Genomic DNA, 14,680 nt, shown 5'->3' with positions numbered 1-14,680 from the left:
TTGCTATGGTTTAGTCCATCAATGATTTGGAGAAATTTAAAAATGAATGAGAATATGCTGAATTTAATGGATGAATTAGTAGAGATCACAAAAAAGCATGCGAATAACGAAGATGTTAAAGCGCATGCAAGTTTGGAGTCTGAAAACAAATTACGAATTCAAATTATTATTTCTGACAAAAATGAACTGGATATTACATTAAATTCACTACAACACGCGATGTAAGAAATTATACACTCGGACGCTTGCGATATAACCATAATCCCGGCAAGGATAGCCCGATAGAAAGCGCACCGACAATAAATGAAGCTTTAAGGAAATTAGTAACTAAAGCTTCAAAAATCTCCTCGCTATAACCGATTTGTGTTAATTTCACCACAGAGATCATCGCGATATAGGCATTAATTCCAGGGAACATTGGAATAACAGCCGCGACAGTGAAAACTTTAGGATGAGCAAGCCACCAGCGTGACCATTGAATACCAATGCAACCGACTAAAATTGCGGCACAGAAACTTGCCCATTCAATATTCATTCCACTCATAATCAGCACAGTACGTGAGCCATGCCCTATTGCTCCTAATAACGCACAATATTTTAAAGCACGTAAAGGCACATTAAATACCATTGCGAAACCCACTGCAGGAATGGCGGCTAAAATCATATCTTCAATAAGGGTAAGAATAATCGTTATTATGCCCAATCTCTTAACTCCCATACTGCCATGGCTAAAATAACCCCTAAACAGGTTGCCAATGTTAACATTGTTGCCATTGCCCAACGCGCTAACCCCGTATTAACATGGCCTTTAAACATATCAGCAACAGCATTAATTAAAGGAAATCCGGGAACCAGTAATAAAACACTGGCAGCCATTGAAATAGTTGCAGTTGTTTGAAAATAAGAGAGTTTTAATAATAGACCTGAAACAGATGTGGCAACAAAAGCAGTAATACAAAAATTAATTAGTGGATTCATTTGGCGATGCGTTAATACTTGGCGTACAAACATACCAAGGCCGCCACCAATAGCCGAAACTAAAAAGCCATCCCAATTGCCACCATTTAATTTAGAGAAACAACCACAAGATAAGGCAATCATAAAAATAATCACCCAACGTGGATAGCGTAATGGCTTTATATGCTCAAAGCGTTTTCTTGCTTCATGAATATCTGCAAGATGATGTTCAACCAAAATAACAATATGCTGAACTTCTGTCACTACATGCATATTAATGCCACGATCAACTATCTTTCGTGTTGATGTCTGGCAATGCCCATTGACTATCGTCGTTAATACAACTGCATTAGCAGAAATTGCACTTTCGACCTGATGTACACCTAAAGCTAAACCTAAACGGGTTGAAAGCTGTTCAACCAGCATACTTTCTGCGCCATGCTGTAATAGCAATAACGCAGTTTGAATACATAACTTGGTAATTTCACGCTGTTTATCTTGTGAAATGGCAGTGCAGTCCGCCATTATCTCATTATCCATACCATGCCTTAGTTTTAATCACAAACGAGCCACTGCTGATATAAAGTTTATCAGCATAGCTCATTTCTCGCCCTGTTATCTTTCAATACTATTATGAGCAAATAAAATATTTAAGGCTGTAGGTAGATCAATCTTTATTTACTCACTCGCTTTTATTCGTGGGATCTCTGCTTTAGAAAGCCCGTTAAATAATATGTACTCTAAATCATTCATGGTACAACTAACCAACAAGCAGAGCTTTTAAGATACGTGCAATAGTATATAACTTGTGCAAATAAACGTCGCCTATAACGCTGTAATTTGAAGTATGACGAGTATATAAAATAACAAAGGTGCCAAATTTGGTATTCAACATAATACTCATCTCTCATTAAAAAAATAATAGAACCTACTTTAGAATGCCTATTATTCTCAATCAATGATGTTCCTTATGTTTGCATAAAAACCACTTAATAAACAATTACACCTGTCTATATTTTTTACCTAGCATTGAAATGACAATGCATATCCGAAATGATAAGTGATTTTTTATAAACCAAAGTAAAAAAGCCCCCAAATAAATAATTTAGGGGCTTTAGCTGTTTTTTACTTTTATGAAAATTTTTAGCGGACAACTAAAACAGATTGCTTCGCATAAGCAACGATACCTGACGCATTTGAACCTAATAAGTGTGTTGAAATACTTGGACGACGTGAACCAATCACAATCAAATCAGCATTAATTTTTTCAGCTAGCTCTAAAACTTTATCTCTTGCAGAGCCAAATACGGCTGAATATTCAACTCGTTCATTAGGCAAATCGATACTATTAGCTAATTCTTGCAGTTGTTCTTGTACACGTTCAAGCGCTTTGTTGGCAAAAGAACTTAACATGTCATAGTGATAGCTATAGCTAATAGAAAAACGTGAAATATCAGGAATAGCATGGAAAAGATGCAGTTTCGCACCTTCTAGTTTGGCAATATAAACAGCGTGTTGTAAGGCTTTTTTCGTTAACTCATCTTCTGAAATATCAACAGGTACTAGAATTGTTTTGTACATAGCAACTCCTCATTATCAGATTACTGTCTGTTTTTATTGTAGCGTTAAACCCACAGCTTGCTTATTTAATCTTCCTCAAGATGCCATTTATGCAATTGTCGATGAATAAACGGTGTGACAACCAGCCCAATTGATAAAATAAAAACACACTGAAGAAACAAACCATATATTGCAATAAAAAAGCGCCCTGTTGGGGTTGCAGGTGCAGGCTCTACTGGTTGTCCACTCAACATAGAAATTGCATTTAATGAGGACTCCATAAAGCTATGCCCTTCAATTAAATAAAATCCTAATACGCCGGGTAATAACCCTAAAAAAAAGAAAATAGAGCCTATTACATAATAGCGTAAGATGCGTAGAATAAAATGATCGAGCCTTAAAAGTTCTTGGGTGAATTTTTCCATTCTTATTCACTCTATAGAGTGTTTACTCAATAAATGGCTTACTAAATAAATAAGATAAACTACGCAAAAATAAAATATGCTACGAGGAATACTCATAGCATATTAATGAATATATTAACGAACAACTAACACTGAAATTTCCGCGTAGCGAACTACGCCCGCTGCGGTAGAGCCTAATAAATGAGTGCTAATATTAGGCCTGCGTGAGCCTATGACAATTAAGTCGGCTTGAATATCTTTTGCTGTAACTAAAATTTCATCACGAGGTGAGCCAAAAGTAACCGTATAAGCGACCTTTTCAGCTGGTAAATCTACCGAATCTACCAACATTTGCATATCATTTTCTGCTTTCACTGTCGCTTTATCTTTAATTTCTGGATAACCCAGTGAATAAGCATTAATGATTGCCGAAGAGATAGGAAGAACATGAATTAAATGTAAGTTAGCTCCCGTTTCTTTTGCTAAATACACAGCATGTCGTACTGCTTTACTGGTTAACTCTTCTTCTACAATATCAATAGGTACTAAAATCGTTTTATACATAATAACTCCTCTCAACTCTCCATTTGCCTTAATCCTACCGCAATAACCCAAAGATTACTGTGAGTGAATTAACTAAAAACAATCTAATCTTAATATAAACCTACTTTAATTATTAATACGTTATACGATAAAACAAAAGATCTTATTCAAAATAATCGGCATTATGTTGTTGTGTTTGCGCCCATATTTGATTACGAACATCGCGAACAGTATCAATCAATTCTGAAGCGGTTAATCCTATTGGTCCAATACCTTTTTCAACTAAAATATCAGCAGCAATACCATGTATCCAAACCGCGCTTTTAACCGCTTCAGACATTACCATTCCTTGCGCTAAAAAACTTCCCATGATACCGGTTAAGACATCCCCACTTCCTGCTGTTGATAATCCACTGTTACCTGTTCTGTTAATTAGGATCTCACCTGTAGGAGAAGTAATAACTGTATTTTCCCCTTTGAGTATTGCCCAACAGTGGTAAAGTTTTGCCATTTCTTTAGCTGCTTGTTCTCGGTTATTTTGAACATCACTCAATGTACAATTAAGTAAAATAGAGGCTTCTTTGGGGTGCGGCGTTAATACGCAATGTTGATTAAGTGAGATTTTTGATTTTAATTTTGCCATCAACACTAGCGCATCTGCATCAAAAACATAAGGTTGGTTTTCATCACGTTGAGCTAATACATTTAATAAAATATTTTCAGAATTTGCCGACACTCCCAACCCGCAACCAATAGCCCAAGCAGAAATATCTTGCCTATCGACTAACTCAGACGCTGTTTTTAGCATGAGCTCTGGTGCGCTATCAATAAAAGGAAGAGGAAGTTGTAATTGTGCGAAACCAAGAAAAACTTTTCCACAGCCCGCTTTTAATGCACTTTTACCAGCCAACACAATGGCACCACTCATTCCTTCAGCACTACCAATAATACCAATTGTTCCAAATGTACCTTTATGTGTATTTCCTGTTTTACGCTGATAAAGTGCAGGATAATGTGTTATTGCATATAATAACTGCTCTTTTTTCATCTTATTCTTCTCCACCATTTCCTGCATTTTTTCTTATTATTAATCGCAATAGATATACAAGCTCTCTTTAACGACTGATATTCAAAGTATAGCGTGATTTTAGTGAGTAAATGTAAGAGCGTACTATTTTGCCTGATTGTCACTCTAACGATACCAATCTTATAAAATGCTTGAGGCTACACTATTCATCCCTCATCAAGACTTTGCTATTCTATCGGCCTAATTTGATATCATTGGCCAATTAAACACAAAGGAAGTAGATAATGAACGAAAAATTTAAAACACAAGCAGATGTTGAAACATTGGCAGAAGAAGTGGCTTGTTTAAAAACCCTAGTCACTTATATGTTAAAAGCATTAGGCCAAGCAGATGCAGGTCGTATTATTTTAAATATTGAACGCGCGATTGCAGAAGTTGATGACGAAAAACAAGCAGAGACATTCCGTAATACTATTAGCCAAATTAAAACTGTTTATCGCCAGTAATTGATTTATTTTGGATTGGGTTTGGTACATGTTTTTATTCTATTTTATGAACTTTTTGTGCTGCACAAATAAACAAAAATTAGTTTTAAATTCCTATATACTCAATCTCGAAATAAACCATTCTTTATTCATTTAGCTACCCCTCTATCTTTATAGAGGGGATTTTTTTCTCTTTTACTCCCATTTCTTAACTCTCCCATTAAAAGTTTTTTCATATTTTATAAATGATAATTATCTTGTTTATTCATTATCTTTAGCTAATAATCTGAATAATAAATATTTTTTGTTAAGCATTTTTAATGTTATTTGAATTAGGGAGTAAGATAAAAACCTTATACTTTTAGTGTGTTGTTTATAAATTAATCTATAGAATACAATAAATTAAGTTTACTTCAGTATTAACAGCTTATCATTTTATCCTTATTTTTATATTTAACTCTCTATTTTTTATTATTAACATAAATAAAAACCAATATCATAAAATGTAAATAAAGATAAATCCTAATATCATTAAAACCATGTTATTTTATTTATTGTTAATTATAACTTTCCTTTGAAAATAAGAACCTAGTTTATTGTCCTTAAACACAATTATAGCTATAAAACTAGATTCAATCGGATTAAAAAAATTAACGTTTTATATTTTTACACTTATTCTGATTTATCGTCACCCTTGTTTATATGTTACACTCGATAAGTACGTACCAAAAAATAAACATGAGGCTAAAATGAAACCATTTCTCTTATCTCTGCTATTATTGCCCGCAGTTGCTTTCGCAAACCCAACTAAAATGGCTGATGATTACTGTGATACCTTTAAAGATATCTCAATTAAAGCTTATGATACAAAAGAACCAGCAGAGAAAATCGCCAAAGATGCAGTAGCCTCTTTAAATGCAAAGAAATTTGATTTTGCAAAATTAGAAGCAACTGAAGCACAATTTACTGAAGGCACTATCGAAGTTGTTAACTCTTTACGTGACGCAAAAGCTGAAATTGGTTCTCGTGCAGAATTCCAAGAAGGCCTAACTCAAATTGTTGCAGCTTGTAAAATTCAAATGATCTCTGCATTAGAAGAGCAAAAAAAATAATCCTCTCATTAAGAAATGAGTAGTCATCAATTTAAAGAGTAGAAATTATCCTGCTCTTTTTTCTCTTTCTCTATAACTAACTCTCTACACTCTAAATAATTCGAGGTGTGGTCAATAACACTACAACTTGAAATATAACGAGTAAATATTTCAAATAATTCAAGGTGTTGCTACATATGACTAGTGCGAATGAAAGAAGTCAACAACGCTACAGCTTGAAGTATGACGAGTAAATACTCTAAATAATTCGAGGTGTAGCTAGGCGACAAGTGAATGAGTCGCTAGGAGCATACAATAGTATGTGACTAGTGCGAATGAAAGAAGTCAACAACGCTACAGCTTGAAGTATGACGAGTATCAATTATAGAGTATCTATCTATCAATATTAAGGTTTATAATACCACAGTAAATACTTGTTAGTACTGGCCATAAAAAGGAGATATTGTGAGCAACGAACAATCCATCCAACGTTTAAGAAGACTACGCCAGTCAGAAAACCTGCGCGCGCTCTTTCAAGAAACAACCTTAACTAAAAATGATCTCGCTCTGCCTATTTTTGTTGAAGAAGGACTTGATGATTATCAGCCTATTAAAAGTATGCCGGGTGTGGTTCGTATTCCTGAAAAGCGTCTTGCTTATGAAATTGAACGTATTGCCAAAGCTGGCATTAAAACTGTTATGACTTTTGGGGTATCCCATCATCTTGATGAAACTGGAAGTGATGCTTGGAAAAGTGATGGCTTAGTTTCTCGCATGTCTCGTATTTGTAAAGATGCAGTACCAGAAATGATTGTGATGTCTGATACTTGTTTTTGTGAATACACTTCACATGGTCACTGTGGCGTTTTACATGGTGAACATGTTGATAATGATGAAACTATCTATAATTTAGGTCTTCAAGCTGTTGCTGCGGCACAAGCTGGTGCAGATTTTATCGCGCCATCCGCAGCAATGGATGGTCAAGTCGCAGCCATTCGCGCAGCTCTTGATAAAGCAGGATTTAGTGATACAGGCATTGTCTCTTATTCAACTAAATTCGCTTCAGCCTTATATGGCCCGTTCCGTGATGCTGCAGGCTCTCGCTTAATTGGTGATCGCAAAACTTATCAAATGAATCCAATGAACCGCCGTGAAGCGATCCGTGAATCATTAATTGATGAGCAAGAAGGCGCTGATATGCTGATGGTAAAACCCGCAGGCGCTTATTTAGATATTATTCGCGATGTGCGTGAACGTACGTTATTGCCTTTAGCGGCTTATCAGATCAGTGGTGAATATGCCCAAATTAAATTTGCGGCATTAGCTGGTGCAATCGATGAAGATCGTGTGGTCATGGAAACTTTAGGCTCAATTAAACGCGCAGGAGCAGATTTAATTCTATCTTACTTTGCACTTGATTTAGCTGAAAGAAACCTACTTTAATCATCTTATGCTCGAAATGATCTAAGGTGTACTAAGATACAGCTATGCACAATGTTTCATTTGAGTACATACAGTAAACAACTTATTGAAGATGCTCCAAATAATTCAAGGTGTAGCGGCAACAACGCTACGCCTTGAAATATGACGAGTAATTTTATTATGGGGCAATTACTATGGATAACTGTATTTTCTGTCAAATCGTTGCGGGAAAAGCACCTTGCCATAAAATTTGGGAAGATGATCACCACCTCGCTTTTCTCTCTATATTTCCTAATACCAAAGGCTTTACTGTTGTTATCCCTAAAAAGCACTATCCAAGTTATGCGTTTGATTTAAGCGATGAAGCCTTAGCTTTACTCGTTATTGCAACCAAAAAAGTCGCTAAGATCTTGGATAAAACATTTCCTGATGTTTCTCGCTCAGGCATGTTTTTTGAAGGATTTGGTGTTGATCATGTTCACAGTAAACTTAGTCCAATGCATGGTACTGGTGATATGACAAAATGGGCGCCCATTGAAAATAAGCAGAAGATTTTCTTTGATAAATATCCTGGTTATCTTTCATCTCACGATTTTGAACGCGCGAGTGATGAAGAGCTTGCACAATTAGCATCCTTGATCAGAAAAAACAATCAATAAATACAACAAATAAAAATCTAACTTATTCTTTTTATACTCAAGGCTCTCAAATATAAAAAAACGCTCAGTCTTATACTTTAAGCTGAGCGTTTTTTATCAAGACAAATGAATTATTTAGTTGAAAGCTTTGCTTCCATCGGTAAATAAGGCTGAACTTTCTGTTCAAGGAGTTCAATTAATGCCAGATCATTAAAGCGATAATTATCAGGTATTCCCAATACATGTGCTTTTTTATAGCGCATGATTGCCGGAAAATGTGCAGATAATCTATTTAAATGTTTAGATTCCATGACAAGCACTAAATCAGCCCATTTCAGTAATTCATTATCAACAACACATTGCGCATCTTTGCGCGTACCAGCTGAAAGTGTATTAATCCCTTCTCTATCTGCAAACAATAGTTCAGCGGTCGGACTTCGCCATTGGTTTTTACTGCAAATAAATAAGATATTCATTATTATTCACTATCAGATAACGCATTTAATCGACGCTGACTACGAGAAATTCTTGGGTATTCGATTCCTAGTTGTGCAGCTCTGGTCATTTTGAGTGATCGAGTATATAAATTAGACCATTTTTTTTCTGGTTTAAACATCACTCGTGAACAACCCATTTCTTGATGTTTATTTTTGCGGTTAACACATTGGCGCCAACCACGATCTCTTTGTGTAGACATAAAAACCTCTCAGATTAAAGGGATAGCAGCCGCAGTAATACGGAGAGGGTCTAACAGTGTCTTATTTTAGTTGAATTAGGTAAATCTGCAATGATAAATACAGCAGTGATTCATTTTCATTCAATAAATATTTGAATAAACAAACAGAGAGTATTATAGATTTGTTGTTCTAACTGAAAAACTCATTATTTCTCAATCAAAACTAATCTCATTCGCTAATTTAGCAGAGGATTGTGTTCTTAAAAATGCGACTTGAATTACGGCAGGAATTGTTACGCGATAAGCAGCACTACCAATATCAATTGCCGTCCATATTCCTGTAATAGCCCAACCAACTGGCCCTGCTAAGATTGACATTGTTCTCATTAATGTGCCATTCGCAGCAAAACTTAATCCTCGACCAATTAAAGCTTTCATTATTTGATTTACAATAATCGCCGTTAACTGATACGACTTAAATCCACCAGCTCTAAATATTGCCTGAAAACCAGCAGTTAGTGTTTGTGCTGTTAAGCCTGATGTATTTTTTACACCTAGTTCTCCACCTAATTGCTTAATTTGTTCTGGTGTCATCGAGTCAAGCGCGTCTGCTACTATTTTCATCAAAAGATTATTTTCAATAATCTCAATAGTAGAATTTTTATTATAATTAACTTTTAATTTATCACAGACATCAGTTAATACTTCTCGATATAAAACACCTTTCCCCCCTCTAAACATGGTAGCGAAAGTATTACCACCAAAACATTGTATTTCAGCAGCGATTTCTTCCCAATATAAACTATGATTAGGATAAAATGCTTTATAATTAGAATTATTTGTTAACTCTTCTGTCCAACGTTTTTCGCCATCTTTATCATGTGTTAATAAATAAACAAGATCATTCAATTCTTCATTTGAACATTCTGAGAGAAAAACGAGATCTTCATCATAACGATATGCCATAAACATCTATCTCCTTTTATTATGTTTTATAAATAAGATTATTTAAATAGATTTTATAGCAAACCAAATAGATTAAATATATTCTTGTTTTATATAAAACACCAAAAATGAGATAATAATAATTTAAATATATTTATTTGCGTTTAGTAATTGCATTTCATGAGCATAAGGTAAATTATGCTTTTTAAGTTAAATAATATAAATAAAAAAAATATAAAATAATCAAGCGCAATGTGTCTATTTATTGTTCAATTCATTAAATTATCTATAAAAAAAGTCATCTTAAATAAAGATGACTTTTACTACAATTATTTGGTTATTACTTATAATTAATCGCTGTCGGCTTATCTAACATAATTTCTGTTTTGGCTGGCTCTGTTTGAGTAATCACTTTACCTTGGCGAATGGAATAACGTACAGGGACTTGGCGACGTAGAGCATCAAAGCCATTATCTGCTGGTAAAATAATAAAGTTTGCACTATTTCCTACTTCAACACCATAATCCGTTAAAGCGAGTGTTTTTGCACTGTTATGGCTAATTAACTGTAATCCGTTATCAATTTGACCATAACCCATTAATTGGCAAACATGTAACCCCATATGTAAAACTTGAAGCATATTTGCTGTACCTAATGGATACCACGGATCAAAAACATCATCATGACCAAAGCAGACATTAATATTACTTTCTAACATCTCTTTTACGCGAGTAATACCACGACGTTTTGGATAAGTATCAAAGCGCCCTTGCAAATGAATATTAACCAGAGGATTAGCCACAAAGTTAATACCAGACATTCTTAATAATCGGAATAAACGTGAAGTATAAGCCCCATTATAAGAATGCATTGCGGTTGTATGACTTGCAGTCACTCTTGATCCCATATTTTCTTTGTGGGCTAAAGCTGCAACAGTTTCAACAAAGCGCGATTGTTCATCATCAATTTCATCACAATGAACATCAATTAAACGATCATACTTTTGCGCTAAAGCAAAGGTTTTATGCAGTGATTCAACACCATATTCACGCGTAAATTCAAAATGAGGGATTGCACCAACAACATCTGCGCCTAATTTTAATGCTTCTTCTAATAAAGCTTCACCATTAGGGTAAGATAAAATACCTTCTTGAGGAAAAGCGACTATTTGTAAATCAACCCAAGGTTTAATTTCTTCTTTTACTTCCAACATTGCTTTTAATGCTGTAAGTGAAGCATCCGAAACATCCACATGTGTTCTTACATGCTGAATACCATTAGCAATTTGCCATTGCAGTGTTTGCCATGCACGTTGTTTAACATCATCATGTGTTAACAGTGCTTTTCGCTCTGCCCAGCGCTCGATACCTTCAAATAACGTACCTGATTGATTCCAATTCGGTTGCCCTGCGGTTTGTGTCGTATCTAAATGAATATGAGGTTCAACAAAAGGCGCATGAACCAATCCACCTTGTGCATCTAAGGCATCAGGGTGAAAATCATGTTCAGGTTGCGGTTCAATAGCTTCTATTTTGTTATTTTTTAGCGTAATGCGCCATAAACCATCTTTTCCAACTAGGCGAGCATGGTTAATTTGTTCGATATTTTTACCCAGCATGACTTATCTCCGCTTGTCGAGCTGTACGACGATTTAATATTGGATTCAACACAGCGTAGCTTATTGCTCCCCCCAACACGGCATTAACAGGCACAATACCCGGTAACCAATGCCCTGCTATAATGCCAATTGCAACAGCGAGTAGCGCTACCCAGTTAACCGATTGCATTGTAGCAACATTAAAGGTGTTATAGCGTGCTTTATTCATCAGATAATCTGCAATAATAACACCTCCTACTGGTGGAATTGCCGCAGATAAAAAGGTAAGCCAACCGACAAAGTTATTATAAAGCCATAATGCACATAGCGTACCAATGATACCGTTTATTACTGAAAGTTTTTTACTTGATAAACCAGTAATATTGGCAAAACCTAATCCTGATGCATATAACGCGTTGTCATTCGTTGTCCAGATATTTAAACCTAGCACTACGATAGCCGGAAGTAATAATCCTTGCGCAATCATCACATCAGAAATATCTGCCATTCCCAGTGAAGCGGCACCAGCCGCACCAAAGACAAACATCAAGGTATTTCCTAAGAAGAAGGCAATAATTGCAACAACTACAGCAACTTTAGGGTTTCGTCCAAATCGAACAAAATCAGCTGTCAGTGTACCCGCACTAATAAACGATCCAACAACCATTGCTAACGCTAAATTAAAATCTAATGGCTGAGCCGGTTTTACCGCCATTAGTGTCGAAAGCCCACCCATATCATGCACAGCAAGATAAACAGAGTAACTTCCGAGAATAGCGATAGCAGGAACAGCGATGATAGAGAGAACGGTGAGAGCAGAAATACCGAAGAATACTGTGATGGTCATTAAAATGCCGGAAATGGCGATAAGAAGATTGATATCAATACCAGTGGCTTTTCCTACTGGAATGGCAAACATTGCCACACCCACACCAAACCAACCAACCTGAGTACCACCGAGTAAAAATGAGGGAAGCCAAGAACCTTTAATGCCAAAAGAGTAACGCGCGAGGAGATGAGTAGTAAGACCTGTTTTTGAACCAATAAAACCAAGAAATGCGGTGTAGATACCAAGAAGAAGATTACCAATTAGAACTGCGAGGAAGAAATCATTAAAGGAAAGACCAGTACCAAGAGCGCCGCCAGTCCACATACTGGCTGAAAAAAACGTTAATCCCAACATCACAAAGGTTAACGCCAATCCACCCTTTCTTGCGGATATGGGCACTGGGCCCTGACTATAATTGTTGTCCTGAGACACTTTAACCCCCTATTAATTTCACCAGGCCAAAAAAATCTGACGAATTCTATCTACATAAAAATATTATGCAAACGTTTTCGTCATCTGTTTATTATAATTAATGGAATGCTTCATTTAAGGAGAGTTGATATCCGTCACAAAAACGGTGAAAAAATCGTTGTTTTACTTGAATTTATCTCGTTATTTTTAATTTTTTTTATAAAGTGATTTTATTTAGAAATACTTATGATAAAAATTAATCATATTTTTTCCTGAACATTTAGATTTTATATAAATTATTTTTATGTAACTTCAATATTAATAAAGAGGAAATAATGATGAAAAGACAAAAAAGGAATTTACACTCCTCTTTTGTCTACCCTGATTTATAAGCTTAGATTTATTTTTCTTACAGGCTGATCACCTGCAACATAATATTTAGCCTGACTTTTAGATAAAGGTTTAATTCCTCTCACCTTATCAGCTAACTTTTCAGCAATCATAATCGTAGTCGCATTCAAATTTCCAGTGATTATTAGGGGCATGATGGATGCATCAATAACTCTTAAGTTTTCTATGCCATGTACTCGACCTTCTCCATCAACAACCGCCATTTCATCCGTTCCCATTTTACATGTTCCACAAGGATGAAATGCTGTTTCAGCACGTTCTCTGACAAAAGCATCAAGCTCTTCATCACTTTGAATATGTTTACCTGGGCTAATTTCTTCACCACGATAAGCATCTAATGCCGGTTGTGCCATTATTTCTCGCGTAATACGGATAGCTGAGCGAAACTCTTCCCAATCTTGTTCAGTGGACATGTAATTAAATAAAATATTGGGATGTTGATGAGGATCTGTAGATGCTAGTTTTACTCGTCCTCGACTTGGTGAACGCATAGAGCCTACATGTGCTTGGAAACCATGCACTTCTACCGCATTGGTTCCATTATAATTAATAGCAACGGGCAAAAAGTGAAATTGAATATTAGGCCACGCAAACTTTTCGCTAGAGCGAATAAATCCCCCTGCTTCAAATTGATTGCTTGCACCGATCCCTGTTCCTTGAAATAGCCATTGTGCGCCAATCTTAGGCTGGTTATACCATTTTAAAGCAGGATAAAGTGAAACGGGCTTTTTACATTCATATTGCAAATACATTTCTAAGTGATCTTGCAGATTTTCCCCAACACCGGGTAGTACATGTACTGGTTGAATATTGAATTCATTTAATACTTTTTCAGGCCCAATACCAGAACGCTGCAAAATTTGGGGCGAAGCAATTGCGCCTGCGCAAAGTAATACTTCTCGATTGGCTTTGACACGATGAGGCGTGGTATTTTCTCCTGAGAAATAACGGACACCCACGGCTTTTTTACCTTCAAACTCAATAATATCGGTCGTTGCATGTGTCTCAATCGTCAAGTTTTTACGCACTTTTGCTTGATCAAGATAGCCTCTTGCTGTACTTGCTCGACGACCTTTAGGTGTGACGGTTCTATCCATCGGACCAAAGCCCTCTTGTTGGTAGCCGTTAAGATCAATCGTTCTTGGGTATCCTGCTTGTATACCCGCCTCAATCATTGCTTGAAATAAAATGTTATTGCCTTTTTTCGGCGTAGTCACACTTACAGGGCCTTTATCACCATGATAATCATTGGCGCCAATATCACGATTTTCTGCCTTACGAAAATAAGGTAAACAGCTTAAGTAATCCCACTCTTCAAGACCGGGTAATTTAGCCCAACCATCAAAGTCCATCGCATTACCACGGATATAGCACATACCATTAATTAATGATGATCCACCAAGCCCTTTCCCACGACCACATTCCATGCGTCGGTTATTCATATGTGGTTCAGGCTCTGTTTCATAAGCCCAATTATATCGCCTACCTTGTAACGGATAAGCTAATGCCGCTGGCATTTGTGTACGAAAATCGAACCTGTAGTCCGGACCTCCAGCTTCAAGGAGCAGCACAGTAACTTCAGGATCTTCTGTCAAGCGGGTAGCAAGAACGTTACCGGCTGAACCAGCACCGATAATAATGTAGTCATAGACCATTGTTATCTCCTCTGTTTCAGTCATTAAAA

At 36.1% G+C, this 14,680-nt stretch carries 17 protein-coding genes; 5 read left to right on the top strand and 12 right to left on the bottom strand.

Annotated features, from left to right (window positions below; all coding sequences use genetic code 11):
- The first annotated feature begins 42 nt into the window (after nt 1-42).
- Nucleotides 43-225: a hypothetical protein gene (locus tag ABN217_RS02035; protein ID WP_036912881.1), complete on the top strand. Its 183-nt coding sequence runs from the start codon at nt 43-45 to the stop codon at nt 223-225.
- 4 nt (nt 226-229) lie between these two features.
- Here the strand turns inward: ABN217_RS02035 and ABN217_RS02030 are convergent, their stop codons facing one another.
- The 6 genes from ABN217_RS02030 to ABN217_RS02005 form a co-directional block, all read right to left on the bottom strand.
- On the bottom strand, nt 230-703 hold the full coding sequence (locus tag ABN217_RS02030; RefSeq protein WP_176694679.1) for a threonine/serine exporter: 474 nt from the start codon (nt 701-703) through the stop codon (nt 230-232).
- Entirely contained in the window at nt 694-1,497 is an 804-nt protein-coding gene (locus tag ABN217_RS02025; protein WP_115349856.1) for a threonine/serine exporter family protein, read from the bottom strand. The genes ABN217_RS02030 and ABN217_RS02025 overlap by 10 nt, the downstream gene beginning before the upstream one ends.
- Nucleotides 1,498-2,100: 603 nt before the next feature.
- Nucleotides 2,101-2,538, bottom strand: a complete 438-nt coding sequence (locus ABN217_RS02020; protein ID WP_072068270.1) for a universal stress protein — start codon at nt 2,536-2,538, stop codon at nt 2,101-2,103.
- Nucleotides 2,539-2,603: 65 nt separating this feature from the next.
- Nucleotides 2,604-2,942, bottom strand: coding sequence for a hypothetical protein (locus ABN217_RS02015; protein WP_075674296.1), 339 nt, complete (start codon nt 2,940-2,942; stop codon nt 2,604-2,606).
- Between the two features lie 114 nt (nt 2,943-3,056).
- Nucleotides 3,057-3,485 (bottom strand): universal stress protein, encoded by a 429-nt coding sequence (locus ABN217_RS02010; protein ID WP_036912874.1) that lies wholly within the window; start codon nt 3,483-3,485, stop codon nt 3,057-3,059.
- A 142-nt stretch (nt 3,486-3,627) separates the two neighbouring features.
- The gene (locus ABN217_RS02005) at nt 3,628-4,512 is read right to left on the bottom strand and encodes an NAD(P)H-hydrate dehydratase (RefSeq protein WP_196554136.1); all 885 of its coding nucleotides are present in this window, start codon (nt 4,510-4,512) and stop codon (nt 3,628-3,630) included.
- 263 nt (nt 4,513-4,775) lie between these two features.
- On the opposite strand from ABN217_RS02005, the gene ABN217_RS02000 reads away from it, so the two are divergent.
- The 4 genes from ABN217_RS02000 to ABN217_RS01985 all read left to right on the top strand — a co-directional run bounded on the left by ABN217_RS02000 (nt 4,776) and on the right by ABN217_RS01985 (nt 8,148).
- Nucleotides 4,776-4,997, top strand: coding sequence for a DUF2594 family protein (locus tag ABN217_RS02000; protein ID WP_036936466.1), 222 nt, complete (start codon nt 4,776-4,778; stop codon nt 4,995-4,997).
- Between the two features lie 728 nt (nt 4,998-5,725).
- Entirely contained in the window at nt 5,726-6,088 is a 363-nt protein-coding gene (locus ABN217_RS01995) for a hypothetical protein (RefSeq protein WP_349439074.1), read from the top strand.
- A 444-nt stretch (nt 6,089-6,532) separates the two neighbouring features.
- Nucleotides 6,533-7,510, top strand: a complete 978-nt coding sequence (gene hemB / locus ABN217_RS01990) for a porphobilinogen synthase (protein WP_072064069.1) — start codon at nt 6,533-6,535, stop codon at nt 7,508-7,510.
- A gap of 173 nt (nt 7,511-7,683) precedes the next feature.
- Nucleotides 7,684-8,148 carry an HIT family protein gene (locus ABN217_RS01985; RefSeq protein ID WP_072068274.1) on the top strand — a complete coding sequence of 155 codons (465 nt, stop codon included), beginning with the start codon at nt 7,684-7,686 and terminating at the stop codon, nt 8,146-8,148.
- A 110-nt stretch (nt 8,149-8,258) separates the two neighbouring features.
- Here the strand turns inward: ABN217_RS01985 and ABN217_RS01980 are convergent, their stop codons facing one another.
- The 6 genes from ABN217_RS01980 to betA form a co-directional block, all read right to left on the bottom strand.
- Nucleotides 8,259-8,603 (bottom strand): low molecular weight protein tyrosine phosphatase family protein, encoded by a 345-nt coding sequence (locus ABN217_RS01980; protein WP_197269123.1) that lies wholly within the window; start codon nt 8,601-8,603, stop codon nt 8,259-8,261.
- 2 nt (nt 8,604-8,605) lie between these two features.
- On the bottom strand, nt 8,606-8,824 hold the full coding sequence (locus tag ABN217_RS01975) for a hypothetical protein (RefSeq protein WP_036912865.1): 219 nt from the start codon (nt 8,822-8,824) through the stop codon (nt 8,606-8,608).
- Between the two features lie 192 nt (nt 8,825-9,016).
- Nucleotides 9,017-9,769: a YaaW family protein gene (locus tag ABN217_RS01970; protein ID WP_072068473.1), complete on the bottom strand. Its 753-nt coding sequence runs from the start codon at nt 9,767-9,769 to the stop codon at nt 9,017-9,019.
- Between the two features lie 319 nt (nt 9,770-10,088).
- On the bottom strand, nt 10,089-11,366 hold the full coding sequence (locus ABN217_RS01965) for a cytosine deaminase (RefSeq protein WP_349459010.1): 1,278 nt from the start codon (nt 11,364-11,366) through the stop codon (nt 10,089-10,091).
- A complete protein-coding gene (gene codB, locus ABN217_RS01960; RefSeq protein WP_340893161.1) occupies nt 11,356-12,606 on the bottom strand; it encodes a cytosine permease in 1,251 nt (416 codons plus the stop codon). The genes ABN217_RS01965 and codB overlap by 11 nt, the downstream gene beginning before the upstream one ends.
- Before the next feature lie 365 nt (nt 12,607-12,971).
- Nucleotides 12,972-14,651: a choline dehydrogenase gene (betA, locus tag ABN217_RS01955; protein WP_197269121.1), complete on the bottom strand. Its 1,680-nt coding sequence runs from the start codon at nt 14,649-14,651 to the stop codon at nt 12,972-12,974.
- Nucleotides 14,652-14,680: the final 29 nt, after the last annotated feature.

The organism is Proteus sp. fly-1067 (assembly GCF_040139345.1).
Taxonomy (GTDB): Bacteria; Pseudomonadota; Gammaproteobacteria; order Enterobacterales; family Enterobacteriaceae; genus Proteus; species Proteus vulgaris_B.
The sequence above is the reverse complement of the archived record's forward strand: the minus strand, read 5'-3'. Positions and strand labels throughout refer to the sequence as shown.